Here is a 24637-nt window from a genome sequence, read left to right as displayed (position 1 = left end):
CAAATACATATGACTCTCCAGTCATCAATCAAAGTCGCTCCATGGAAAACCTGGGTTCGCTGAACGTCTTCGTTCGCGCCGGCGAAACGCGCAGCTTCACGGCCGCGGGGCAGCAGTTGGGCATCTCGGCCTCGGCCGTCAGCAAGGCCATCGTGCGGCTCGAAGAACGGCTGGGCGTGCGGCTGTTCCATCGCTCCACGCGCACCGTCCACCTGACGCCGGAAGGCGCGCTGTTCCTGGAGCGCTGCCGGCGCATCCTCTGCGAGGTGGAATCGGCCGAAGCGGAGCTGCTGCAGACACAGAGCGCGCCGCGCGGCAAGCTGCGCATCAGCCTGCCGTCGGTGGGCACGCTGTTCATGCCCAAGCTGGCGGCATTCAAGCGGCTCTACCCCGACATCGAACTGGACATCGACTACGCCGACCGGCTGGTGGACGTCATCGAGGAAGGCTTCGACGCGGTCATCCGCACCGGCGAGCCCAGCGATTCACGGTTGATGGCGCGCCGCATCGGCTCGTGCCGCAAGGTGATCGTCGGTGCGCCGGCCTACTTTCGCCGGGCCGGCGTGCCGCGCGAACCGCAAGACCTGGCAAGCCACGCCTGCCTGCTCTATCGCTTTCCCAGCACCGGCAAGCTGGACGTGTGGCCGTTGGGCCTCGCGGCCGGCTCGCCCCCTGTCGACCTGCCGGCCAGCATGGTGACCAACACGCTCGATCCGCAGGTCTGCTTTGCCGAGCAGGGGCTGGGCATTGCCTGCGTGCCGGAGATCGCCGTGCGCCAGCAATTGGAACAGGGCCGCCTGGTCACGGTGCTGGACGACCACAACCGCGAACACATGATCTTTCACGTGCTGTGGCCGTCGAGCCGGCAGCTGTCGCCCAGGATCCGTGTGTTCGTGGACTTCATCGCGCAGCACCTGTTTCCGCTTTCGGATGCGCTGGAGCAGCCGATTCGCGCAGGTCAGCGCTGCGCGCCCGCCATGTAGTCCACCGTCAGCTGCGACAACGTGCGCACGCCGATCAGCAGGCTGGCCTCGTCGACGAAGAAGCGCGGCGAGTGGTTGGGCTCGGCCTTGTTCGCGTCGCGGCCGGGCGGCGTGGCGCCGATCATCACGAACAGGCCGGGCGCCTTCTGCGCGAAGAACGAGAAGTCTTCGCCGCCCGTGCCCTTCGGGATCACGATCGGCGTCGCACCGGGCACGCGCTGCAGGCTGGGCACCATCTTCGCGGTCAGGGCCGGGTCGTTCACGGTGGGGGCGTAGCCGTCGGCCTCGACGCGGACCTCGGCCGTGCCGCCGCCGCTTTGCGCGATGTGCGAGGCGGTCTCGCCCATGCGCTTGATGATGAACTGGCGCATCTCGTCGTCGTAGGTGCGCAGCGTGCCGCTCATCTCCACCGAGTCGGGAATGATGTTGTAGCGCGTGCCTGCGTTGAAGGTGCCCACGCTCAACACTGAGGGCTCCTTGGTCACGTTGACCTGGCGGCTCGCGATGGTCTGGAAGCCCAGCACGATCTGCGAGCCCAGCACGATCGGGTCGACCCCGCTCCAGGGCTGCGAGCCGTGCGTCTGGCGGCCCTTCACGCTGACCTTGAAGGTGTCCGAGCTCGCGGTGATGGGGCCGCTCTTGTAGCCGATCTGCCCGGTGTTCAGGGCCGAGACCAGGTGCAGGCCGAACACCGCGTCGGGCTTGGGCGCGTCGAAGGCGCCTTCGGCCAGCATGCGGCGCGCGCCGCCGATCTCGGCATTGGGCAGTTTTTCTTCGGCCGGCTGGAAGATCAGCTTCACGGTGCCGGGCAGCTGCGCCTTCATCGAGGCCAGCACCTCGGCCACGCCCATGAGGATCGCCACGTGGCCGTCGTGCCCGCAGGCATGCATCACGTCGACCGTGGCGAAGCCCCACTGGGCACGCGCCTTGGAGGCGAAGGGCACGTCGACCTGTTCCTTCACGGGCAGCGCGTCCATGTCGGCGCGCAGCGCCACCACCGGGCCGGGCTTGCCGCCGCGCAGCGTGGCGACCACGCCGGTGACGGCCACGCCCTCGCGCACCTCGTAGCCCAGCGCCTTCAGGTGGGCCGCGACCAGCGCGGCGGTGCGCTTTTCCTGGTTGCCCAGCTCGGGGTGCTGGTGGATGTCACGGCGCCAGTCGATCACCTTCTGCTCGATGGCCTTGGAACGCTCGGCGATCAGCGGGTACAGCGGCACGGCGGCGGCCGGTGCGGGCGGCGTGGCCGCAGCAGGCGCCTCCTGCGCCGAAGCGCACAGGGACGAGACGGCAAGGACGATGGGCAGGCACAGGCGCGTGGCCGGACGGAATCGGTGGGACATGGTGATGTGTTGTGAGAAAAGCAAGAAAGGGAAGGACCCGTCGGGCGGGAGCCCTTCGTCCGCACGGCCCCGTCGGGCCGGCAGCCGATGCGCCCTTGTCTGCCGCCCGACCCCGTGAGCGTAGGAAGGCCGCCGATTGGCGTCTAATCGCTTTTGCATCGACTGATAATGATTGCCTATCGATGGCTGCCGACACGCCTACACCCTCCTCCGTGCTGCACGAGCGGCTGCTCGCGCGCCTGCGCCTGCGCCACCTGAAGCTCATCGACGCGCTGGCCGCGCACTCGCACCTGCGCCGCGCGGCCGAGGCGATCCACATCAGCCAGCCGGCGGCCACGCAGATGCTGCAGGAGGTCGAGGGCCTGCTCGACACGCCGCTGTTCGAGCGCCATGCGCGCGGCATGCGCATCACCGAGGCCGGGCGCCTGCTGGCGCTGCACGCGCGCATGGTGATCGACGCCATGCAGGTGGCCAGCGACGGCCTCGCGGCGCTGGCCGCGCAGGAGACGCGCGCGCTGCGCATCGGCGCCATCGAGGCGGCCATCGCCAGCGTGCTGCAGCCCGCGCTGAACCTGCTGCATGCCCAACACCCCAAGCTGCGCCTGTTCATCGAGGAAGGCAACATCGAGCGGCTCACGATCGGCCTGCGCGCGGGCGCCTTCGACGCCGTGCTGCTGCGCCAGCCGGCGCGCGTGCCCGACGCTCACCGCTTCGTGCCGCTGCGCAGCGACGAGGTGGTGGTCATCGCCGGCATCGGCCACCCGGCCGTGCAGCGCAAGCGCCTGCGGCTGCGCGACCTCGCCGATTCGCGCTGGGTGCTGCCGCCCGCGCACTTCGCGGTGCGCCAGGTGATGGAGGCCGCCTGGGCCGCCGAGCGGATCGTGCCGCGCCCGCATGCCATCCAGGTGCTCACGCCGCAGCTGGTGCGCGCCCTGCTCTCGCAGCCCGACGTGGTGGTGCCGGTGCCGCGCACGGTGCTCGACCAGCTCGACCGCGCGGCCGTGGCCGAGCTGCCGCTGCGCATGAACGCGCCCATCGCGCCGCTGGGCATCCTCTACCGCACCGACAACGAGGTCGGCCCGCTGCAGCTGCTGGTCGATTTCCTGGTCGCGCAGGCGAAGAAGAAGCCATAGAGAGCGCTTCAGGCGGGTTTTTCATGCGGGCAATGTCCCGCTTCACACCCGCTTAACTGTGGGGCCGCACACTCGACGCCACCCGCCAGTCCCCTCCGGACATGGCACGGTTTCCGCTCTGTAAAGTTCGCCGCCCCCGCGCCGCGGCATTGAACTCGACGGCGCGAGCCCGCTCCATCTTTGGCTTTCGTTACTTCTGCCTGTCCATGCCCGTCCACTTTGCCTCCCGCTCCGCCCCGCTCCTCACGGCCCTGTGCATCGCCGCCGCCCTCGCGGGGTGCTCGCGCACCAATGTGGAGGCCCCCGGCGCAGCCAAGGCGGCCAACGCCCCGGCAAAAGAAGTCGGCATCGTCACGCTCAAGTCCGAGGTGCTGGCCCTGAGCACCGAGCTGCCCGGTCGCACCGCGGCCCCGGTGATCGCCGAGATCCGCCCGCAGGTCGGCGGCATCCTCAAGGAGCGGCTCTTCACCGAAGGCTCGCAGGTCAAGGCCGGCCAGGTGCTCTACCAGCTCGACCCGGCCTCGCTGCAGGCCGCCCACGCCAGCGCGCAGGCCAGCGTGCGCAAGGCCGAGTCGGCCCTGGCCACGGCCCGCACCGTGGCCAAGCGCAATGCCGAGCTGGTGAAGATCGACGCCATCAGCCGCCAGGTGTTCGACGAGACCCAGGCCGCCGAGCAGCAGGCCGAGGCCGACCTCGGCGTGGCGCGCGCCGCCGAGCAGACTGCGCGCATCCAGCTGGGCTACACGCGCATCACCTCGCCGATCACCGGCTGGGCCGAGCTGTCCACCGTCACGCCGGGCGCGCTGGTCACAGCCAACCAGGCGGCGGCCATGACCACCGTGCAGCAGCTCGACCCGATCCACGTGCACGTCACGCAGTCCAGCAGCGAGCTGCTGCGCCTCAAGCGCGAGCTGGCCAGCGGCCGGCTGCAGCGCGCCAGCGAGGCCGAGGCGCGCATCCAGCTGCTGCTGGAAGACGGCAGCCCCTACCCGCACGCCGGGCGCCTCACCTTCAGCGGCGTGACGGTCGATGCCGGCACCGGCAGCGTCACGCTGCGCGCCGTGGTGCCCAACCCCGACAAGCTGTTGATGCCCGGCATGTACGTGCGCGCCGTGCTGCAGGAAGGCGTGAACGACGCCGCGCTGCTGGTGCCGCAGCAGGCCGTCACGCGCGCGCCCGACGGCAGCGCCTCCACGCTGGTGATCGATGCCGAGGACAAGGTCCAGAAGCGGCCCATCCGCATCGGCCGTGCCATCGGCACGCGCTGGCAGGTGATCGACGGCCTGGCCGCGGGCGACCGCGTGCTCATGGAAGGCTCGCAGCGCGTGAAGGTGGGCGACAAGGTGCGCACGGTCGACCTGGGCGCCAGGCCGGCCGGCGCTGCCGTCGCGAGCGCCACGCCCGACGCCACCTCCGCCACCCTCGCGCGCTGAGGCCCCGCCATGGCCCAGTTCTTCATCGACCGCCCCATCTTCGCGTGGGTGCTTTCCATCGTCGTCATGCTCGCCGGCCTGATGGCCATCCGCACGCTGCCGCTGGAGCAGTACCCCGACATCGCGCCGCCGCGCGTGTCCATCAACGCCACCTACACCGGCGCCTCGGCCAAGACGGTCGAAGACTCCGTCACCCAGGTCATCGAGCAGCAGATGAAGGGGCTGGACAACCTGCTGTACATGCAGTCGACCAGCAACTCGTCGGGCGTGGCGCGCCTGTCGCTCACCTTCAACGCGGGCACCAACATCGACGTGGCCCAGATGCAGGTGCAGAACAAGCTGCAGCAGGCCATGTCGCGCCTGCCGCAGCAGGTGCAAAGCCGCGGCGTCACCGTCACCAAGGGCGGCAACGACTTCCTGCTGATCGTCTCGATGTTCTCCGGCGACGGCAGCGCCTCGGCGGTGGACGTGGGCGACTACATCAGCAGCAACCTGGTCGACGTCATCAGCCGCGTCGACGGCGTGGGCGAGGTGCAGACGCTGGGCACCGGCTACGCCATGCGCCTGTGGCTGGACCCCGACAAGCTGCGCAAGTACGCGCTCATGCCCTCCGACGTGGGCAACGCCATCACCGCGCAGAACGCGCAGGTCTCGGCCGGCCAGCTCGGCGCGCTGCCGGCCGGTGCGCAGCAGCAGCTCAACGCCACCATCACGGCGCGCAGCAAGCTGAAGACGGTCGAGGAGTTCGAGAACGTGGTGCTGCGCGCCACGCCCGACGGCGCCGTGGTGCGCCTGCGCGACGTGGCGCGTGTCGAGCTGGGCGCCGAGAACCTCACGGTGCGCTCGGTGCTGGGCGGACGCCCGGGCGCCGGCATGGGCATCGTGCTGGCCGACGGCGCCAACGCGGTGCAGGTGGCCGAGGCCGTGAAGGCCAAGGTGGCCGAACTGCAGCCGCTCTTTCCCAACCAGATGCAGACCTTCGTGAGCTACGACACCACGCCCTTCGTGAGCGCGTCGATCGACGAGGTGGTGAAGGCGCTGGCCGAGGCCATGGTGCTGGTCGTGCTGGTGATGTACATCTTTTTGCAGAACTTCCGCGCCACGCTGATCCCGGCCATTGCCGTGCCGGTGGTGCTGCTGGGCACCTTCGGCGTGCTCTCCGTGGCGGGCTACTCGATCAACACGCTCACCATGTTCGGCATGGTGCTGGCCATCGGCCTCTTGGTGGACGACGCCATCGTGGTGGTGGAGAACGTCGAGCGCGTGATGCACGAAGAGGGCCTGTCGCCCAAGGAGGCCACGCGCAAGTCGATGGCCGAGATCACGCCCGCGCTCGTGGGCATCGCGCTGGTGCTGTCGGCCGTGTTCATCCCCATGGCCTTCTTCGGCGGCTCGACCGGCGTGATCTACCGCCAGTTCTCGATCACCATCGTCTCGGCCATGGCGCTGTCGGTGTTCGTGGCACTCACGCTCACGCCGGCGCTGTGCGCCACGCTGCTCAAGCCGGTCGCCAAGGGCGGCCACGCAGCCCCGCGCAAGGGCGTGCTGGGCGCGGTCGACCGCTTCTTCGCGGGCTTCAACCGCCGCTTCGACCAAGGCGCCGACCGCTACCAGGGCATCGTCGGCGGCATCGTGCGGCGCGGCAAGCGCAGCCTGGTGGTGTACCTGTTGATCGCCGCCGTGATGGCGCTGCTGTTCATGCGCCTGCCCACCTCCTTCCTGCCCGATGAAGACCAGGCCTTCCTGCAGGTGCAGGTGACGCTGCCGCCGGGCGCGTCCGACGCGCGGCTGCAGCCGGTGGTCACGCAGATGCAGGACTACTTCACCAAGCAGCCCGAGGTGGTGAGCGTGAACGTCATCACCGGGCAGAACGGCGACCAGAGCTCGGCGCGCGCCTTCGTGAAGCTGAAGGACTGGGCCGAGCGCGAAGGCGCCGGCCAGTCGGCCGCCGAACTCGCGCGGCGCGCCAACAAGGAACTTTCGACCATCCGCGACGCGCGCATCTTCGTGCTGCTGCCGCCGGCAGTGCGCGGCCTCGGCGCCAACGCGGGCTTCAACTTCCACCTGAAGGACATCAACGGGCTGGGCCACGACGCGCTGGTGAAGGCGCGCGACCAGCTCATCGACCTGCTCTCCAAGCGCCCCGAGGTGGCGAACGTGCGCAGCAACAACCTGGACGACACGCCGCAGTTCGCGGTGGACATCGACGACGCGCGCGCCGGCGCGGCCAGCCTGGCCACGTCCGACATCGACAGCACCTTGTCGAGCGCCATGGGCGGCACCTACATCAACGACTTCCTGGACAACGGTCGCGTCAAGCGCGTGTACATGCAGGGCGACACGGCCTTTCGCATGCTGCCCACCGACATCGACCGCTGGAGCGTGCGCAACAGCCTGGGCCAGATGGTGCCGTTCCCGGCGTTCTCCAGCTCGCGCTGGACGTATGGCTCGCCGCAGCTGCAGCGCTACAACGGCAGCCCCAGCTACGAGTTCGTCGGCGATGCCGCACCGGGCGTGAGCTCGGGCGACGCCATGGCCGCCGTCGACGAAGTCATGAAGCAGATGCCCGCCGGCATCGGCTACGAATGGACCGGCGCCTCGTTCCAGGAGCGCCTGTCGGGCGCGCAGGCGCCGGTGCTCTACGCCATCTCGATCCTGTTCGTGTTCCTGTGCCTTGCGGCCCTGTACGAAAGCTGGTCAGTGCCGTTCTCGGTGATCCTGGTGGTGCCGCTGGGCATCGTCGGCGCGCTGCTGTTCACCAGCCTGCGCGGCCTGAGCAACGACGTGTACTTCCAGGTCGGCCTGCTGACCACGGTGGGGCTGTCGTCGAAGAACGCGATCCTGATCGTCGAGTTCGCCAAGCAGCTGCAGGAGCAGGGCAAGGGCGTGATCGAGGCGACGCTGGAGGCCGTGCGGCTGCGGCTGCGCCCCATCCTCATGACCTCGCTGGCCTTCGGCTTCGGCGTGCTGCCGCTGGCCATCGGCACCGGCGCGGGCGCGGGGGGGCGCCAGTCGATCGGCACCGCGGTGCTGGGCGGCATGGTGGTCGGCACGGCGCTGGGCATCTTCTTCGTGCCGCTGTTCTTCGCGATGATCCGCGGCTGGCTGGAAGGCCGCCGCAAGCCGGCCGAAACGCCGCCGGATGCCTTGCCCGCGGAACAGGGAGCCCAGTGATGACGCGCACTCTCCTGCCCCGCCTTCCCCTGCGCGCACTGGCCTGCGCCGCCCTGGCCTCGGTCGTGCTCTCGGGCTGCATCAACCTCGCGCCCGCGTACGAAACGCCCGCCTCGCCCGTGCCATCGACCCTGCCCTCGGCCGGCGTCGCCACGGCCACGCCGCTGGACATCGGCTGGCGCGACTTCTTCGTCGACAAGCAGCTGCAGGGCGTGATCGAGCTCGCGCTCGCCAACAACCGCGACCTGCGCGTGGCGGCGCTCAACATCGAGCGTGCGCGCGCCCAGTACGGCATTGCGCGGGCCGACCTGTTCCCCACCGTCAACGCAGGCGCGGCCGGCACGCGCTCGCGCACGCCGGGCAGCCTGTCGACCAGCGGCGAATCGCGCATCGCCTCGCAGTACAGCGCCAACCTCGGCATGACGGCCTACGAGCTCGACCTGTTCGGGCGCGTGCGCAACCTCGGCGAATCGGCGCTGCAGGGCTACTTCCAGACCGAGGAGACGCAGCGCAGCACGCAGATCAGCCTCGTGGCCTCCGTCGCCACGGCGTGGCTGCAACTGGCCGCCGACGAGCAGCGCCTGCAGCTGGCGCGCGGCACGCTCGAGAGCCAGCGCAAGTCCTTCGAGCTGGTGCAGCGCAGCCACGCGCTCGGCGCGCAGTCGGGCCTGGCGCTGGCGCAGGCGCAGAGCACCGTCGATGCCGCGCGCGCCGACGCCGCGGCCTTCGACAGCCAGGTCGAGCAGGACCGCAACGCGCTCGCGCTGCTGGTCGGCGCCACGCCGCCGCCCGAACTGCTGCCGACCGCCGCGACGACCGCCGACGTGGCACAGCTGCTCGTGCCCCCGGCCGGCCTGTCGTCGAACGTGCTGCAGCAGCGGCCCGACGTGCGCGCCGCCGAGCACGCGCTGCGCGCGAGCAATGCCGACATCGGCGCGGCGCGCGCGGCCTTCTTCCCGCGCATCGCGCTCACCGCCTCGGCCGGCACCGCGAGCAGCACGCTCTCGGGCCTGTTCGCGAGCGGCAGCAAGGCCTGGAGCTTCGCGCCGTCGATCAGCGTGCCGATCTTCGACGGCGGCGCCAACCGCGCCAACCTGCAGGTGGCGCAGGCGCAGCAGAAGATCCAGATCGCCACCTACGAGAAGGCCGTGCAGACCGCCTTCCGCGAAGTGGCCGACGCCCTGGCCGAACGCCGCACGCTGGCCGAGCGCCTCGACGCACAGCGCTCGCTGCGCGCCGCCACCGCGCGCAGCTTCGCGCTCTCGCAGTCGCTCTTCAAGAGCGGCGCCGCCAACTACCTCGACGTGCTGGACGCGCAACGCAGCGACTATGCGGCGCAGCAGACGCTGATCGGCCTGCAGCTCACGGAGCAGACGAACCGGCTGGCGATCTACAAGGCGCTGGGGGGTGGATGGAGCGAGGCGTCCGGCGCACAACAACCCGCGCAAGGCGACTGACGCACCACCGCCCTACGCCCCCGCCACCGCATACGGCGTGAACCGGCTTTCGTTCTCGTTCACATCCAGCGGCCGACCGATGAACGGGAAGGCCCGCTGCGGGCAGGCCACGCGCTCGCACACCTTGCAGCCCATGCCGATGGGCGTGGGCACGTCGGGGTCCTTCAGGTCCAGGCCCTTGGCGTAGACCAGGCGCGGGGCGTGGCGGATGTCGCAACCCAGGCCGATCGAGAAGGTCTTGCTCGGTGAGCCGAAGCCGCGCTGGCCGTGCGACACGGTGCGCGCGATCCACAGGTAGGCGCGGCCGTCGGGCATGCGCGCCAGCTGCGGCAGCACGCGCCCGGGCTGCGCGAAGGCCTCGTACACGTTCCACAGCGGGCAGGTGCCGCCGGTCTTCGAGAAGTGGAAGTGCGTGGCCGACTGCCGCTTGGAGATGTTGCCGGCCCGGTCCACACGGATGAAGAAGAAGGGCACGCCCGACGCGCCCGGGCGCTGCAGGCTGCTCAGGCGGTGGCACACGGTTTCGAAGCCGACGCCGAACTGGCGCGCGAGCAGGTCGATGTCGTAGCGGAGCGCCTCGGCCGCCTGCAGGAACGGACCGTAGGGCAGCAGCACGGCGGCCGCGAAGTAGTTGGCCAGCCCGATGCGCGCGAGCGCGTGGGCCGGGGCGTCGCCGAAATCGGCCTGCACGACCAGCGACTCGATGAGCGCGGCCTGCTCCAGCAGCGCGAGCTGCGTGGCCAGCTGGAAGGCCTGCTGGCCCGGCTCCAGGCCCGCCGACAGGCGCAGCACGCGGCGGGCGGGGTCGTAGCGGCGCTGGCTGTCGAGCGCGCCCTCCCCTTCGTCGCCCGGCACCACGCGCACGCCGTGGGCCGAAAGAAGCCGCTGCTGGAGCCATTCGGCGAGCGGTCCGCCGTTCGCACGGGCCTCGGCGGCGAGCGATTCGGCGGCGGTGTCGAGCGGATCGAAATGGTTCTGGTGGGCAAAGAAGAAATCGCGCACCACCTCGAAGGGCATGGGCCGGCTGCGCGAGATGTCGCCGCGCCCGTCGCCGAGTTCGGCGGCCATGAGCTCCAGCCGCTCCTGCGCCTCCTGGTGGCGGCGGTGCAAGGCGAGCAGCGCGCGCGCCACGGCCGGCATCTGCGACGCCACCTCGCGCAGCTCGGGCAGCGCAACCGCCTCGCCGCCGGGGTTGTCCGCCAGCGCCTCGCGCATGCGGGCCACGAGCCGCGCCTCTTCGTCTTCGGAGAACTGCTGCACGTCGACGCCAAGCGTCTTGCTGATGCGCAGCAGCACCGCCACGGTGAGCGGGCGCTGGTTCTGCTCGATCTGGTTCAGGTAGCTCGGCGACAGGCCCAGCATCTGGGCCAGCGCCACCTGCGTGAGGCCGCGTTCGGCGCGCAGCGTGCGCAGGCGCACGCCCATGAAGGTCTTGCTCATCGGGTCACCTCGTGGGTCTTTGCGATATTCGCAATATTTGCAAAATCAGCCGTCTTCATTCGCAATGATTCGCCAATTCAGGCCTTCATTATGGAGGTTCGATTGCGTAAATTGCGAAGCATGCCAAACCGATCCGCCGCCATCGAGCTGACCGACATCGTGTTCCCCGAGCACGCCAACCACTACGGCACGCTGTTCGGCGGCAACGCCCTGCTGCTGATGTCCAAGGCCGCGTTCCTCGCCGCGCGCGCCTTCGCGAAATCCGACGTGGTGATGGCCAGCCTGGGCGACGCGCAGTTCCTCGCGCCCGTGCCCGTCGGCCACGTGCTGCGCCTGCGGGCCTGGGTGACGCGCGCCGGGCGCAGCTCGCTCACGGTCTGCGTCACCGGCGCGGCCGAGCCGCCCGATGGCGAAGCCCGCCCTTCGCTGAAAGGCCTGTTCGAGATGGTGGCCGTCGACGGTCGCGGCCGTCCCGCGCGCCTGCGCAACGCCTACCTGCACACCGTGCCCACAGACAAGGAACCCGCATGAACGACACCGCCACCCCCGCCGGCTTCAAGCCCAAGAAATCCGTCGCCCTGTCGGGCGTGACCGCCGGCAACACCGCCCTGTGCACCGTCGGCCGCACGGGCAACGACCTGCACTACCGCGGCTACGACATCCTGGACATCGCCGAGGTCTGCGAGTTCGAGGAAATCGCGCACCTGCTGGTGCACGGCAAGCTGCCCACGGCCGCCGAGCTGCGTGCCTACAAGGCCAAGCTCAAGGCCATGCGCGGCCTGCCCGCGAGCCTGAAGGAGGCGCTGGAGCAACTGCCCGCCAGCGCGCACCCGATGGACGTGATGCGCACCGGCGTCTCGTCGCTGGGCTGCCTGCTGCCCGAGAAGGAAGACCACAACCTGCCCGGCGCGCGCGACATCGCCGACCGCCTGATGGCCTCGCTCGGCTCGATGCTGCTGTACTGGTACCACTGGTCCACGCAGGGCCGGCGCATCGAGGTGGAGACCGACGACGACTCCATCGGCGCGCACTTCCTGCACCTGCTGCACGGGCGCAAGCCCAGCGCGCAATGGGAGCGCGCGATGCACACCTCGCTCAACCTCTATGCCGAGCACGAGTTCAACGCCTCGACCTTCACGGCGCGCGTGGTCGCGGGCACGGGCTCCGATGTGTACTCGGCCATCACCGGCGCCATCGGCGCGCTGCGCGGCCCCAAGCACGGCGGCGCCAACGAGGTCGCCTTCGAGATCCAGAAGCGCTACGACGCACCCGACGAGGCCGAGGCCGACATCCGCCGCCGCGTCGCCGCCAAGGAGGTCGTGATCGGCTTCGGCCACCCGGTCTACACCGTGAGCGACCCACGCAACGTGGTCATCAAGGGCGTGGCGCGCACGCTGTCGCAGGAGGCCGGCTCGACCAAGATGTTCGACATCGCCGAGCGGCTCGAGGCCGTGATGTGGGACGTGAAGCAGATGTTCCCCAACCTCGACTGGTTCAGCGCCGTGAGCTACCACATGATGGGCGTGCCCACCGCCATGTTCACGCCGCTGTTCGTCATCGCGCGCACCTCGGGCTGGGCGGCGCACATCATCGAGCAGCGCATCGACAACAAGATCATCCGGCCGAGCGCCAACTACACGGGCCCCGAAGACCTGAAGTTCGCGCCGATCCAGGATCGGAAGTAAAAACACGAGAAGAAGAAAAGCGCCCGTGCCTGCGCGCGGGTGCCGAGCGACAAGCGCCCCCCATGAACACCGACTACCGCAAGAACCTTCCCGGCACCGCGCTGGACTACTTCGATGCGCGCGCAGCCGTCGAGGCGATCCGTCCCGGCGCCTGGGCCCCGATGCCCTACACCGCGCGCGTGCATGCCGAGAACCTCGTGCGCCGCTGCGACCCGGCGATCCTCGTGCAGAGCCTCACGCAGCTCATCGAGCGCCGGCGCGACCATGACTTTCCGTGGTTTCCCGCGCGCGTGGTCTGCCACGACATCCTGGGCCAGACCGCGCTGGTCGACCTGGCCGGCCTGCGCGACGCCATCGCCGAACAGGGCGGCGACCCCTCGCAGGTCAACCCGGTGGTGCCGGTGCAGCTCATCGTCGACCATTCGCTGGCGGTGGAGTGCGGCGGCTTCGACCCCGATGCCTTCGCGAAGAACCGCGCCATCGAGGACCGGCGCAACGAAGACCGCTTTCACTTCATCGAATGGACGAAACGGGCCTTCCGCAACATGGAGGTGATCCCGCCGGGGAACGGGATCATGCACCAGATCAACCTGGAGCGGATGTCGCCCGTCGTGCATGCGCAGGACGGCGTGGCCTACCCCGACACGCTGGTCGGCACCGACAGCCACACGCCGCACGTCGATGCGCTGGGCGTGGTCGCCGTCGGCGTGGGCGGGCTCGAGGCCGAGAACGTGATGCTGGGCCGCGCCTCGTGGATGCGGCTGCCCGACATCGTCGGCGTGCGCCTGGCGGGCCGGCCGCAACCGGGCATCACCGCCACCGACGTCGTGCTGGCGCTCACCGAGTTCCTGCGCGCGGCGAAGGTGGTGGGCGCGTACCTGGAGTTCCACGGCGAAGGCGCGGCCAGCCTCACGCTGGGCGACCGCGCGACCATCTCCAACATGGCGCCCGAGTACGGCGCCACCGCCGCGATGTTCGCCATCGACACGCAGACGCTCGACTACCTGCGCCTCACGGGCCGCGCCGACGAGCAGGTGCGCCTCGTCGAGGTCTATGCCAAGCAGGCAGGCCTGTGGGCCGACACGCTGAGCGAGGTCGTGTACGAGCGCGTACTTCAGTTCGATCTGTCGACGGTCGTGCGCAACATGGCCGGCCCGTCGAACCCGCATGCGCGCGTCGCCACGGCCGACCTCGCGGCGCGCGGCATCGCCGCGCCGTGGGACGAAGTGCCCGGCCAGATGCCCGACGGCGCCGTGATCATCGCGGCCATCACCAGTTGCACCAACACCAGCAACCCGCGCAACGTGATCGCCGCGGGCCTGCTCGCGCGCAACGCCAACCGCGCGGGGCTCACGCGCAAGCCGTGGGTCAAGACTTCGCTGGCGCCGGGCTCGAAAGCGGTCACGCTGTACCTGGAAGATGCCGGCCTGATGCGCGAGCTCGAACAGCTGGGCTTCGGCGTGGTCGCCTATGCCTGCACCTCGTGCAACGGCATGTCGGGCGCGCTCGACCCGGCCATCCAGCAGGAGATCGTCGATCGCGACCTGTATGCCACGGCCGTGCTCTCGGGCAACCGCAACTTCGACGGGCGCATCCACCCGTATGCGAAGCAGGCCTTCCTGGCTTCGCCGCCGCTGGTGGTGGCCTACGCCATCGCAGGCACCGTGCGCTTCGACATCGAGAAGGACGTGCTCACCGTCGTCGACGGCCAGGAGATCCGCCTGAAGGACCTCTGGCCCAGCGACGAAGAAATCGACGCCATCGTCAAGGCCAGCGTGAAGCCCGCGCACTTCCGCCAGGTGTACGAACCGATGTTCGCGATCCAGCCCGACACCGGCGAGCAGGTCGCGCCGCTGTACGACTGGCGCCCCGCCTCCACCTACATCCGCCGCCCGCCGTACTGGGAAGGCGCGCTCGCCGGCGAACGCACGCTGAGGGGCATGCGCCCGCTGGCGATCCTGCCGGACAACATCACGACCGACCACCTGTCGCCGTCGAACGCGATCCTGCTCGACAGCGCGGCCGGCCAGTACCTGCAGCGCATGGGCCTGCCCGAGGAAGACTTCAACTCCTACGCCACGCACCGCGGCGACCACCTCACGGCGCAGCGCGCCACCTTTGCCAACCCCACGCTGAAGAACGAGATGGTGCGCAAGGCCGACGGCACGGTGCGCGCCGGTTCGCTGGCGCGCGTGGAGCCCGAGGGCGAGGTGATGCGCATGTGGGAGGCCATCGAGACCTACATGCTGCGCAAGCAGCCGCTGATCATCGTGGCCGGCGCCGACTACGGCCAGGGCTCGTCGCGCGACTGGGCCGCCAAGGGCGTGCGGCTGGCCGGCGTGGAAGCGATCGCGGCCGAAGGGTTCGAGCGCATCCACCGCACCAACCTGATCGGCATGGGCGTGCTGCCGCTCGAGTTCAAGCCCGGCATCAACCGCCTCACGCTAGGCCTGGATGGCACCGAAACGTACGATGTGACCGGTGCGCGCACCCCGCGCGCCGACCTCGTGCTGGTCGTGCACCGCCGCAATGGCGAACGGCTCGACGTGCCCATGACCTGCCGCCTCGACACCGCCGAAGAGGTCTCCATCTACGAAGCCGGCGGGGTGCTGCAGCGCTTCGCACAAGACTTCCTCGCCGCCACGAAAGCCGACTGACGATGCCGCACCTTCCGCAGATCAAGATCCCCGCCACCTACATGCGCGGCGGCACCAGCAAGGGCGTTTTCTTCCGCCTGCAGGACCTGCCCGAGGCGGCGCAGGTGCCGGGCCCGGCGCGCGACGCGCTGCTGCTGCGCGTGATCGGCAGCCCCGACCCCTACGGCAAGCAGATCGACGGCATGGGCGCCGCGACGTCGAGCACCAGCAAGACCGTCATCCTCTCGAAGAGCGAGCGGCCCGGCCATGACGTGGACTACCTGTTCGGCCAGGTGTCGATCGACCGGCCCTTTGTCGACTGGAGCGGCAACTGCGGCAACCTCTCATCGGCCGTGGGCCCGTTCGCGATCAGCAACGGCCTCATCGATGCGGCTCGCGTGCCGCGCGACGGCGTGGCCGTCGTGCGCATCTGGCAGGCCAACATCGGCAAGACCATCATCGCGCACGTGCCGATGACCGGCGGCGCGGTGCAGGAGACCGGCGATTTCGAACTCGACGGCGTGACCTTCCCCGCGGCCGAAGTGCAGCTCGAGTTCATGGACCCCGCCGCCGAGGAAGACGGCGCGGGCGGCGCGATGTTCCCGACCGGCAACCTCGTCGACGCCCTGGAGGTGCCCGGCCTCGGCACGCTGCAGGCCACGATGATCAACGCCGGCATCCCCACCGTCTTCGTGAACGCCGACGCCCTCGGCTACACCGGCACCGAGCTGCAGGACGCGATCAACGGCGATGCCACCGCGCTCGCCCGCTTCGAGGCCATCCGCGCGCACGGCGCGCTGCGCATGGGCCTCATCCGCACGCTCGACGAAGCGGCCAGCCGCCAGCACACGCCCAAGGTCGCCTTCGTGGCCAAGCCCGCGGGCTACACCGCGTCGAGCGGCAAGGCCGTGGCGGCCGGCGACATCGACCTGCTCGTGCGCGCGCTGTCGATGGGCAAGCTGCACCACGCCATGATGGGCACGGCGGCCGTGGCCATCGGCACGGCCGCCGCCATTCCCGGCACGCTGGTGAACCTCGCGGCCGGCGGCGGCGCGCGCGAGGCCGTGCGCTTCGGCCACCCCTCGGGCACCTTGCGCGTGGGCGCGCAGGCCAGCCAGGTCGAGGGCGAGTGGCAGGTGACCAAGGCGGTGATGAGCCGCAGCGCCCGCGTACTGATGGAAGGCTGGGTCCGTGTGCCCGGCGACACCCTTTGAGCTTTCAGATCCATTCACAGGAAATCCCGATGTCGACTCGCAAGACCCTCCGTTCCCTGGCCGAGGCCCGCCGCGGCGTGCTGGTGCCGGGCGCCTTCAACGCGCTGTCGGCCCGCGTCATCGAAGACCTGGGCTTCGACGCCATCTACGTCACCGGCGCGGGCGTCACCAACATGTGGTTCGGCCTGCCCGACCAGGGCTTCATGGGCCTGCACGAGATCGCCGACCACACGGCACGCATCCGCGACGCCGTGAACCTGCCGCTGATCGTCGATGCCGACACCGGCTTCGGCAATGCACTGAACGTGCGCCACACGGTGCGCGTGCTGGAGCGCGCGGGCGCCGACTGCATCCAGTTCGAGGACCAGGTCGCGCCCAAGCGCTGCGGCCATTTCTCGGGCAAGGAGGTGATCTCCACCGAGGAAGCGGTGAACAAGATCAAGGCCGCCGTCGATGCCCGCACCGACCCCGACCTGCTCATCATGGCCCGCACCGACGCGGCGGCGACGCTGGGCTTCGAGGCCGCGATCGAGCGCGCGCAGAAGTTCAGCGAGGCTGGCGCCGACATCCTGTTCGTCGAAGCCGTCACCACGGCCGACGAGATCCGCGCTCTGCCGCAGCGGTTGGCGAAGCCTCAGCTCATGAACATGGTGATCGGCGGCAAGACACCGATCTTCGGCGCCGAGGAACTCGGCGGCCTGGGCTACGGCATCGTGCTGTACGCCAACGCCGCGCTCCAGGGCGCGCTGGCCGGCATGCAGAAGGCGCTCACGGTGCTGCGCGACACGCGGCGCATGGACGAAGACCCGGCGCTGGTCGCGCCCTTCGCCGAGCGGCAGCGGCTGGTGCGCAAGCCCGAGCTCGATGCGCTCGACGCGCGCTACGCCAGCTAAGGTTCTCTACAGAGAGTCCTTCAGCTTCGCGCGCAGGCGGCTCACCGCCTGGCCGTGCAGCTGGCACACGCGCGACTGGCTCACCTCGAGCACCGCGCCGATCTCGCGCAGGTTCAGCTCTTCCTCGTAGTAGAGCTTGAGCAGCAGCTGGTCGCGCTCGGGCAGCGCGCCGATGGCGTCCACCAGCTGGTGGCGAAAGCCGCTTTCGAGCAGGCGCGCCAGCGGATCGTCGAAGTCGCCGCGCCCCTTGCGCGCCTCCTGCGCATGCAGGTCGAGAAAGGGGTTGTCGGGGTCGCCCTTGGCAAAGTCTTCCACGTACAGCAGCTGGCAGCCCTGGATGTCCTGCAGCATCGACTGGTAGGTCTCCAGGTCGACCTTCAGCTCCTTCGCGATCTCGCCTTCGGTGGGCGCGCGGCCCAGCCGATGGCCCAGCGCCTGGATCGCCTTCTCGATGCCGCGCGCCGACTGGCGCAGCCCACGCGACCCCCAGTCGCTGGCACGCAGTTCGTCGAGCATGGCGCCGCGGATGCGCTGGCTGACGAAGGTCTCGAACTGTGCGCCGCGGTGGTCCTGGTAGCGGCTCGACGCATCGAGCAGGCCGAGCATGCCGGCCTGGATCAGGTCGTCGAGCTCCACGCTGGCCGGCAGCCGCGCCATCATCTGCAGCGCGATGCGGCGCACCAGCGGCTGGTGCTGTTCCAGCAGATGCGATTTCTCGATGGTGCCCTGTGCGGTGTACACGGCCGTCCGTCCTCGTGGTCGTGCCTCAGGCCGCGAGCGCCTGCGGGAACACGGCCGGCCGCGCGGGCGTGCGCCAGGTCCAGCGGCCCATGTCGTCGGCGATGGCGCGGAAATCGACCGCCGCCGCGCTGGCCGGAAAGGCCTCGACCACGGTCTGGCGCAGCCGCGCCGCATCAGCCAGCCAAGGGTCGGTGCGCACCCAGCCCACGGGCAGCAGCGACAGCGCGAGGTAGCGACTGGCGGCCTGCGCGAGGTTGTGCATGACCTGCTGCGCGGTGCCCGCATCGGCCACGCCGTTGAGCAGGAAGCGCAGCTGCTTCAGTGCATGCGCGCTGTGCAGGCGCTTGATGCCCGCGTAGGCCGAGGTGATGGCCGCCGGGTGCGGCTGCAGCACCAGCAGCAGTTCGTCGGCGCCCTGCGCCAGCGGCGACAGGCAGCCTTCGTCGTCGAAGGCCGCATCGACGAGCACGATGCCGCGCGGCCACAGAACGCGCGGGTCGACGGTCGCGCCGGGCGATGCGGGCAGCACCTGCACGCCGCACACCGCGCTCGCAGCGGCCTGGTCGATGCGCAACCGCCGCCCCGCCACATCGGCCAGCGTGCCGCGCGGACCGAGCGCCCACACGTCGCACGCCGAGCGCACCTTGGCGTGATGTTCATCGAGCAGCAGCACGTCCTTGCCCTGCTGCGCCAGCGCCGCGCCGAGGCTCATCGCAGCCGTGGTCGCGCCCGCGCCGGGGCCCATGCCCGCCACCGCGACGACGCGCACCGGCGCCTGCCCGAGCAGCCGGCGCAGCCCGTCGGCCTGGTCCGTGACGCGTGCGCTCATGACCTTCAGCCTTGGCGTTCCAGCGCGCGCGGCGCTTGGGCGGGCCCTGCCGATTCGGTGCCCAGTGCATCGAGCAGCAGGAACAGCTTGCCCACGCCCGCGTACAGCGCGCCGCCCGTCAGCGCGCGGCCGGCGCGCGGGGCGCGGCCCGTGAGCTGGCCCAGCAGCAGGCGCGTGCGGTCGGCCCATTCGCCCTCGGCCTGCAGCAGGCGCCACACAGTGGTCGTGACCTGGCCGGCGACGAGCAGGCGCTTCATCATGTGCGGATCGCCGGGCTCGCCCATGCCGCCCACGAGCTGCACGCCGTCGCGCAGCAGGCGGAAGCACGGCTCGGCGTCGGCGGCCCAGCCCTGCCATTGCGCGAGCTGCGATGTGTCGACCTCGGCACCGAGGTTGGTGAGCACGCAGGTGTGCGACAGCAGCTTGCGGCTGCGCGCGTCGACCACGCGCACGGCCACGCAGCGCAGCGTGGGCAGGGTGTCGCGGTCGAGCGCGGTACGTGGCAACACCTCGACCTGCGCTTCGCATTGCAGCGCGGCCTTGCCGCGATAGCGCACGGGCCGCTCGGTCGTGTCGTCGAATGCGAAGGCCAGGCGCGCGAGCGTGGTCGCGGCGCCGGTGTGCGCGTCCGTCACGGCCGTGCCGCCGGGCGCGCGCGCCAGCCACTTCGAGCCCTCGGCCTGCCACGCCAGCATCTGTTCGACCGCGGGCGGCTTGCCCAGCACATGCACGAGGCGCTTGCCGAAATCCTGTTGCTGCAGCCACTGCGCCTGACGCTGGCCCGGTGCGGCCGCCTGGCGCGCCGCAGCAGTCGAAAGCCACTGGTTCGGTGCCGCCAGCGGCAGGCCGCTGCGGTCCGACAGCAGCAGGCTGCCGTGGCACACGTAGGCGTCGCCGCTGTCGGTCGCACGCAGGCCGACCTGCCCGGCCAGCGCGAGCACATGGGTGTCGCAACCCGCAGCCACCTCGCCGCGCGCGAACGCGGACAGATCGTGCAGCACGGCCTTGGCATCGACGGCCTCGTCACCGGCCTGACGCCACAGCGTGCGTGCGCCATCGAAGCCGATGTGCGCACCGGCCAGTGCGCCGGCGGTCGTCGCCAGCTCCTGCGCGTCGTGCGCCATCGCGCGGATCAGGCTCTGGTAGCGCAAGCGCAGGCGATCGGTCTCGCCCTGCGCTTGCGGCGAAGGTGCGGCCTCGTCGGGCAGGTCGGCCTCGGCCGGCACGAAGAGCGGGCTGTGCTGGCGCGGCTGGAACACGCTGTCGATCAGCTGCGCGCGGTCGGCGCGCACCAGGTTCTCGGGCACCTTCTGGCCGCCCGAGATGTAGTGCACCGGCAGGCGGTGGCGGATCACGGTGTCGATCAGCGCGCCCGGGTGGGTGGCCTCGTCGACCTTGGTGAAGATGCAGCCCGCCAGCGCATGGCCCTGGCGGTAGGCGTGCACCACCTCGTTGAGCGTGTCGCCGTGGCTGGTGGCGTTGAGCAGCAGCAGCCGCTTCACCGGCCGCTGGCTGCTGCCGAGCATGGCGATCTGCTCGGGCACGGCGCGGTCCCGCTGGCTCATGCCGACGGTGTCGATGAGCACCATGTGGCGGTCGCGCAGGTCGTGCAGCACCAGCTGCAGGTCGGCCGCGTCCTTCACGGCATGCACCGGCACGTTGAGGATCTGGCCGTAGATGCGCAGCTGCTCGTAGGCGCCGATGCGGTAGCTGTCGGTGGTGACGAGCGCGAGCTTGTCGGCGCCGAAGCGCATCACGCAGCGCGCGGCCAGCTTGGCGGTGGTGGTGGTCTTGCCGACGCCGGTCGGGCCCATCAAGGCATAGACGCCGCCCTGCGCGAACAGCGCGTCTTCGTCTTCATGCACCGGCACCGCGCGCACGAGTTCGGAGCGCACGAAGGCCATGCCGTCGGCGTAGCTCTGGCCCGTGGGCAGCTTCTCGAGCATGGCCTTCGACAGGCGCGCGCTGAAGCCCGCGCCCAGCAACGTGCGCAGCAGGCGACCGCGCACCGGGTCGCGGCGCTGGCTGTCGCTCCAGACCACGCTGGCGAGCTGTTCCTCGATCATGCCGCGCATCGAATGGAGTTCGCTGAGCACGGTGGGGTCGGCGGATGCGGCCGTGGCAGGTGCGGCTGCGGGCACCGCGGCCTGCACGGTCTGCTGCACATCGCCCTCGGCCATGGCGACGATCTCGACGCCCTGCGCGGTGGCGCGGTGCGTGAGCACGATGGCCTCGGCGCCGAGCGATTCGCGCACCAGGCGCAGGGCCTCGCGGCCGGTGGCGGCGACGAATTTGCGTGCGGTGGTGCGCACGTCGGTCTGTGGATTCAAACGGCTCGTCCTCCAATGGCGGCGGTGATCTTGATGGTCCGGGCGTCAGGGATCTCGGCGTGCGAGAGCACCTTGAGCTGCGGCAGGCTGCGCCGCAAAAAGCGCGACAGCAGCACGCGCAGCGCGTGCTGCACGACGAGCACCGGCGCCAGCCCCATCTGCTCCTGGCGCACCATGGCGGCCTGCGCCTGCTTGAGCAGGTTGTCGGCAATGCCCGGCTCGATGCCGCTGCTGTTGTTCAGGGCCTGCTGCAGCACGCTGTCGAGCGAGCCGTCCAGGCCGATCACCTGCATCTCTTCGTCGCCCGGGAACAGCTGCTGCGTGATGGCGCGGCCCAGCGCCAGGCGCGTGAGCGTGGTGAGCTCGGTCGGGTCTTTCACCGTGGGCGCGTGCTCGGCCATCACGTCCAGGATGGTGCGCATGTCGCGGATCGGCACCTCTTCGTCGAGCAGGTTCTGCAGCACCTTGTGCAGCGTGCTCAGCGACAGCACCTTGGGCACCAGGTCTTCGGTGAGCTTGGGCGCGGTCTTGGCGATCTGGTCGAGCAGCTGCTGCACTTCCTGGCGGCCCAGCAGCTCGGCCGCGTGGGTGTGGATCAGGTGGTTCAGGTGCGTGGCCATCACGGTGCAGGCATCGACCACGGTGTAGCCGTACACCTGCGCCTGCTGGCGCAGGCTGGCGTCGATCCAGGTGGCCTCCAGGCCGAAGGCCGGGTCGCGCGTGGGCGTGCCGGTCAGCGTGCCCGTCACCTGCCCGGGGTTGATCGCCATCCACTGGTTGGGAAAGGCTTCGCCGCGGCCGATCTCCACGTCCTTCAGGCTGATGATGTAGGCGTTGGGCTTGATCTCCAGGTTGTCGCGGATGTGGACCACCGGCACCAAAAAGCCCAGCTCCTGCGCGATCTTCTTGCGGATGCTCTTGATGCGGCCCAGCAGCTCGCCCTGCTGCGACTGGTCCACCAGCGGGATGAGCCGGTAGCCGACCTGCATGCCCAGCGGATCGACCATGGCCACGTCGTCCCAGGTGGCTTCGGCCTGCTCGGCCGATGCGGGCACGCCTGCCCCCTGCGTGGCGGCGGCCGCGGCGGCCTGCTGCGCGGCCGCCTGCGGCTTGCGCTGCACCAGCCGCTTGCCGAGCCATACCAGGCCGCCCGCGATGAGCAGGAAAGCCAGGTTCGGCATGCCCGGGATCATGCCCAGCAGACCGACGATGCCGGCCGTGAGGAACAGCACCTGCGGGTTGGAGAAGAGCTGGCCCGTGAGCTGGCTGCCCACGTCCTCGTCGGTGGTCACGCGCGAGACGATCACGCCGGCGGCGGTGGAGATCACCAGCGCCGGAATCTGCGCCACCAGGCCGTCGCCGATGGCCAGCAGCGTGTAGGTCTTGCCGGCGGTCGAGAAGTCGAGTCCGTGCTGCAGCATGCCGACCACCAGCCCGCCGATGATGTTGATCACCATGATCAGCAGGCCCGCGATCGCGTCGCCGCGCACGAACTTGCTGGCGCCGTCCATCGAGCCGTAGAAGTCAGCCTCCTGCGCCACCTCGGCGCGGCGCTTGCGGGCGATCTCTTCGCCGATCAGGCCGGCGTTGAGGTCGGCGTCGATCGCCATCTGCTTGCCCGGCATCGCGTCGAGCATGAAGCGCGCGCCCACCTCGGCGATGCGGCCCGCGCCCTTGGTGATCACCATGAAGTTGATGAGCACGAGGATGATGAACACCATCACGCCCACCGCGAAGTTGCCGCCCACCAGGAAGTGGCCGAAGGCCTCGATCACCTTGCCGGCCGCGTCGGGCCCGGTGTGGCCGTGCATCAGCACCACGCGCGTGGAGGCCACGTTGAGCGACAGGCGCAGCAGCGTCGAGAACAGCAGCACCGCCGGGAAGGCCGCGAAGTCCAGCGCCTTCATGGTGTACATGCTCACCAGCAGCACCATCACCGACAGCGCGATATTGAAGGTGAACAGCAGGTCGAGCAGGAAGGGCGGCAGCGGCAGCACCATCATGCTCAGGATGAGAATGATGAGGATCGGGCCCGCCAGCCCCTTGAACTGCGAGCCGGAGAAGATCCGCGCCGGCAGGCGCATCAGGTCGTTCAATCCGTTCATGCGACCGCCGGCGAGTACTGCAGGTCGGCCGGCACCGGCAGGTCGGTCGGCGTGCGCGGCGCCTCGCCGCCCTCGCTGTTCCAGCGCTTGAGCTGGTACACCCAGGCCAGCACCTCGGCCACGGCGGTGTACAGCCCCGCCGGAATCTCTTCGCCCAGCTTCGTGTGGCGGTACAGCGCGCGCGTGAGCGGCGGCGCCTCGAGGATCGCGACCTTGTGCTCCTTGGCCATCTCGCGGATGCGCGCGGCCACCAGCTCGGTGCCCTTGGCGACCACGCGCGGTGCGCGCATGTCGCTGTCCAGGTACTGCAGCGCGACGGCAAAGTGCGTCGGGTTGGTGAGCACGATGTCGGCCTTGGGCACCTCGGCCATCATGCGGCGGCGCGCCATCTGCTGCTGTTGCCGGCGGATCTGCGCCTTGATGTGCGGATCGCCTTCGCTTTCCTTGTGCTCCTGGCGCACGTCCTCGCGCGACATGCGCAGCTTGCGGTAGTAGTTCCAGAGTTGGAACGGCACGTCGACGAGCGCGACGAGGAAGAGCGTGGCGGCGATGAGCGCGCAGTGCTTGGCCACCAGCACCAGTGCATGCGGCAGCGCCTCGTGCGCGGGCTGCGACATGAGCGCCATCACGGCCTCGATGTCGTCCACGATGACCCACCACGCCACGCCGCCGATCAGCGCCGACTTGGCCAGCGCCTTCACGAGTTCGGCCAGCGCCTGCGCCGAGACCATGCGGCCGATGCCGGCCAGGGGATTGAGTTTTCCGAAGTTCGGTGCGACGGCCTTGCCGGAGAACATCCAGCCGCCGAGCATCAGCGGCGCGGCCACGGCGGCCACGACCATCATGGCGAACAGCGGCCCGATGGCGATGAGTGCATGCAGCACCATGAGCCCGCTCTGCGAGAGCATGTGCGCAGGGTCGAAGGCGCTGGCGCGTTCGAACTGCAGGCCGCGTCGCAGCGCGCCGCTCAGGCTCGCGCCGAGCGACTCGGCCGCCAGCCACAGGCCGGCGCTCGCGGTGGCGAGCATGACGAAGGTGGTGAGCTCGCGCGAACGGGCCACGTTGCCTTCCTCGCGCGCCTTCTCCAGGCGCCGCTCGGAGGCGGGTTCCGTTTTCTCGAGATCGCTTTCCTCAGCCATTCATGCTCCGAACCAGCACTGGCGAAGTACGCCTTGCCCAGAACCAAATTATTGGATCCGGTGGTGCGGAACAATCTGCCGATCAGGGCCGGTATCGCCCTGCAA

17 protein-coding genes are annotated in these 24637 nt (G+C 70.1%); 10 read left to right on the top strand and 7 right to left on the bottom strand.

The features are described from left to right. The first annotated feature begins 41 nt into the window (after window positions 1–41). Window positions 42–983 carry a LysR family transcriptional regulator gene (locus AC07SQ_RS12175; RefSeq protein WP_495271074.1) on the top strand — a complete coding sequence of 314 codons (942 nt, stop codon included), beginning with the start codon at window positions 42–44 and terminating at the stop codon, window positions 981–983. On the opposite strand, the gene AC07SQ_RS12170 is transcribed toward AC07SQ_RS12175, so the two are convergent. Next, window positions 959–2323: an amidohydrolase gene (locus AC07SQ_RS12170; protein WP_495271075.1), complete on the bottom strand. Its 1365-nt coding sequence runs from the start codon at window positions 2321–2323 to the stop codon at window positions 959–961. The genes AC07SQ_RS12175 and AC07SQ_RS12170 overlap by 25 nt on opposite strands. A gap of 182 nt (window positions 2324–2505) precedes the next feature. On the opposite strand from AC07SQ_RS12170, the gene AC07SQ_RS12165 reads away from it, so the two are divergent. From AC07SQ_RS12165 to AC07SQ_RS12150, 4 genes are all read left to right on the top strand, one after another. Continuing rightward, complete coding sequence (locus AC07SQ_RS12165; RefSeq protein ID WP_495271076.1) at window positions 2506–3456, top strand: LysR substrate-binding domain-containing protein; 951 nt, start codon at window positions 2506–2508, stop codon at window positions 3454–3456. A gap of 206 nt (window positions 3457–3662) precedes the next feature. Further along, complete coding sequence (locus AC07SQ_RS12160) at window positions 3663–4889, top strand: efflux RND transporter periplasmic adaptor subunit (protein ID WP_495271077.1); 1227 nt, start codon at window positions 3663–3665, stop codon at window positions 4887–4889. Window positions 4890–4898: 9 nt separating this feature from the next. Continuing rightward, window positions 4899–8063 (top strand): efflux RND transporter permease subunit, encoded by a 3165-nt coding sequence (locus AC07SQ_RS12155; RefSeq protein ID WP_495271078.1) that lies wholly within the window; start codon window positions 4899–4901, stop codon window positions 8061–8063. Further along, the gene (locus AC07SQ_RS12150) at window positions 8063–9520 is read left to right on the top strand and encodes an efflux transporter outer membrane subunit (RefSeq protein ID WP_495271079.1); all 1458 of its coding nucleotides are present in this window, start codon (window positions 8063–8065) and stop codon (window positions 9518–9520) included. The genes AC07SQ_RS12155 and AC07SQ_RS12150 overlap by 1 nt, the downstream gene beginning before the upstream one ends. A 12-nt stretch (window positions 9521–9532) precedes the next feature. On the opposite strand, the gene AC07SQ_RS12145 is transcribed toward AC07SQ_RS12150, so the two are convergent. Continuing rightward, a complete protein-coding gene (locus tag AC07SQ_RS12145; RefSeq protein ID WP_095744097.1) occupies window positions 9533–10960 on the bottom strand; it encodes a short-chain fatty acyl-CoA regulator family protein in 1428 nt (475 codons plus the stop codon). A 120-nt stretch (window positions 10961–11080) separates the two neighbouring features. Here AC07SQ_RS12145 and AC07SQ_RS12140 point away from each other — a divergent pair, with 120 nt between their 5' ends. From AC07SQ_RS12140 to AC07SQ_RS12120, 5 genes are all read left to right on the top strand, one after another. Beyond that, window positions 11081–11491 carry an acyl-CoA thioesterase gene (locus tag AC07SQ_RS12140; protein ID WP_495271080.1) on the top strand — a complete coding sequence of 137 codons (411 nt, stop codon included), beginning with the start codon at window positions 11081–11083 and terminating at the stop codon, window positions 11489–11491. Beyond that, window positions 11488–12645 (top strand): bifunctional 2-methylcitrate synthase/citrate synthase, encoded by a 1158-nt coding sequence (prpC, locus tag AC07SQ_RS12135; RefSeq protein WP_495271081.1) that lies wholly within the window; start codon window positions 11488–11490, stop codon window positions 12643–12645. The genes AC07SQ_RS12140 and prpC overlap by 4 nt, the downstream gene beginning before the upstream one ends. Before the next feature lie 62 nt (window positions 12646–12707). Further along, complete coding sequence (gene acnD / locus AC07SQ_RS12130; RefSeq protein WP_495271082.1) at window positions 12708–15302, top strand: Fe/S-dependent 2-methylisocitrate dehydratase AcnD; 2595 nt, start codon at window positions 12708–12710, stop codon at window positions 15300–15302. A 2-nt stretch (window positions 15303–15304) separates the two neighbouring features. Then, complete coding sequence (prpF, locus tag AC07SQ_RS12125) at window positions 15305–16495, top strand: 2-methylaconitate cis-trans isomerase PrpF (RefSeq protein ID WP_495271083.1); 1191 nt, start codon at window positions 15305–15307, stop codon at window positions 16493–16495. A 29-nt stretch (window positions 16496–16524) separates the two neighbouring features. Beyond that, window positions 16525–17388, top strand: coding sequence for an isocitrate lyase/PEP mutase family protein (locus AC07SQ_RS12120; RefSeq protein ID WP_495271084.1), 864 nt, complete (start codon window positions 16525–16527; stop codon window positions 17386–17388). A 6-nt stretch (window positions 17389–17394) separates the two neighbouring features. On the opposite strand, the gene AC07SQ_RS12115 is transcribed toward AC07SQ_RS12120, so the two are convergent. The 5 genes from AC07SQ_RS12115 to flhB are packed head-to-tail and all read right to left on the bottom strand — an operon-like array spanning window position 17395 to window position 24532. Continuing rightward, window positions 17395–18129 (bottom strand): RNA polymerase sigma factor FliA, encoded by a 735-nt coding sequence (locus AC07SQ_RS12115; RefSeq protein ID WP_139704662.1) that lies wholly within the window; start codon window positions 18127–18129, stop codon window positions 17395–17397. Between the two features lie 25 nt (window positions 18130–18154). Then, window positions 18155–18958, bottom strand: a complete 804-nt coding sequence (locus AC07SQ_RS12110; RefSeq protein ID WP_495271085.1) for a MinD/ParA family ATP-binding protein — start codon at window positions 18956–18958, stop codon at window positions 18155–18157. A gap of 5 nt (window positions 18959–18963) precedes the next feature. Beyond that, complete coding sequence (gene flhF / locus AC07SQ_RS12105; RefSeq protein WP_495271086.1) at window positions 18964–21288, bottom strand: flagellar biosynthesis GTPase FlhF; 2325 nt, start codon at window positions 21286–21288, stop codon at window positions 18964–18966. Beyond that, complete coding sequence (gene flhA / locus AC07SQ_RS12100) at window positions 21285–23393, bottom strand: flagellar biosynthesis protein FlhA (protein ID WP_495271087.1); 2109 nt, start codon at window positions 23391–23393, stop codon at window positions 21285–21287. Before flhA ends, flhF begins: the two co-directional genes overlap by 4 nt. Next, the gene (gene flhB / locus AC07SQ_RS12095) at window positions 23390–24532 is read right to left on the bottom strand and encodes a flagellar biosynthesis protein FlhB (protein WP_495271088.1); all 1143 of its coding nucleotides are present in this window, start codon (window positions 24530–24532) and stop codon (window positions 23390–23392) included. The genes flhA and flhB overlap by 4 nt, the downstream gene beginning before the upstream one ends. Window positions 24533–24637: the final 105 nt, after the last annotated feature.

Source organism: Variovorax sp. GW821-FHT06D12 (assembly GCF_059419205.1).
This window is presented reverse-complemented; position numbering and strand designations above follow the sequence as displayed.

What these genes read in the sequence shown, in the direction of transcription:
- AC07SQ_RS12175 (WP_495271074.1), top strand. Translation starts at nt 42, where the DNA reads ATGGAAAACCTGGGTTCGCTGAACGTCTTCGTTCGCGCCGGCGAAACG.
- AC07SQ_RS12170 (WP_495271075.1), bottom strand. Translation starts at nt 2,323, where the DNA reads ATGTCCCACCGATTCCGTCCGGCCACGCGCCTGTGCCTGCCCATCGTC.
- AC07SQ_RS12165 (WP_495271076.1), top strand. Translation starts at nt 2,506, where the DNA reads ATGGCTGCCGACACGCCTACACCCTCCTCCGTGCTGCACGAGCGGCTG.
- AC07SQ_RS12160 (WP_495271077.1), top strand. Translation starts at nt 3,663, where the DNA reads ATGCCCGTCCACTTTGCCTCCCGCTCCGCCCCGCTCCTCACGGCCCTG.
- AC07SQ_RS12155 (WP_495271078.1), top strand. Translation starts at nt 4,899, where the DNA reads ATGGCCCAGTTCTTCATCGACCGCCCCATCTTCGCGTGGGTGCTTTCC.
- AC07SQ_RS12150 (WP_495271079.1), top strand. Translation starts at nt 8,063, where the DNA reads ATGACGCGCACTCTCCTGCCCCGCCTTCCCCTGCGCGCACTGGCCTGC.
- AC07SQ_RS12145 (WP_095744097.1), bottom strand. Translation starts at nt 10,960, where the DNA reads ATGAGCAAGACCTTCATGGGCGTGCGCCTGCGCACGCTGCGCGCCGAA.
- AC07SQ_RS12140 (WP_495271080.1), top strand. Translation starts at nt 11,081, where the DNA reads ATGCCAAACCGATCCGCCGCCATCGAGCTGACCGACATCGTGTTCCCC.
- prpC (WP_495271081.1), top strand. Translation starts at nt 11,488, where the DNA reads ATGAACGACACCGCCACCCCCGCCGGCTTCAAGCCCAAGAAATCCGTC.
- acnD (WP_495271082.1), top strand. Translation starts at nt 12,708, where the DNA reads ATGAACACCGACTACCGCAAGAACCTTCCCGGCACCGCGCTGGACTAC.
- prpF (WP_495271083.1), top strand. Translation starts at nt 15,305, where the DNA reads ATGCCGCACCTTCCGCAGATCAAGATCCCCGCCACCTACATGCGCGGC.
- AC07SQ_RS12120 (WP_495271084.1), top strand. Translation starts at nt 16,525, where the DNA reads ATGTCGACTCGCAAGACCCTCCGTTCCCTGGCCGAGGCCCGCCGCGGC.
- AC07SQ_RS12110 (WP_495271085.1), bottom strand. Translation starts at nt 18,958, where the DNA reads ATGAGCGCACGCGTCACGGACCAGGCCGACGGGCTGCGCCGGCTGCTC.
- flhA (WP_495271087.1), bottom strand. Translation starts at nt 23,393, where the DNA reads ATGAACGGATTGAACGACCTGATGCGCCTGCCGGCGCGGATCTTCTCC.
- flhB (WP_495271088.1), bottom strand. Translation starts at nt 24,532, where the DNA reads ATGGCTGAGGAAAGCGATCTCGAGAAAACGGAACCCGCCTCCGAGCGG.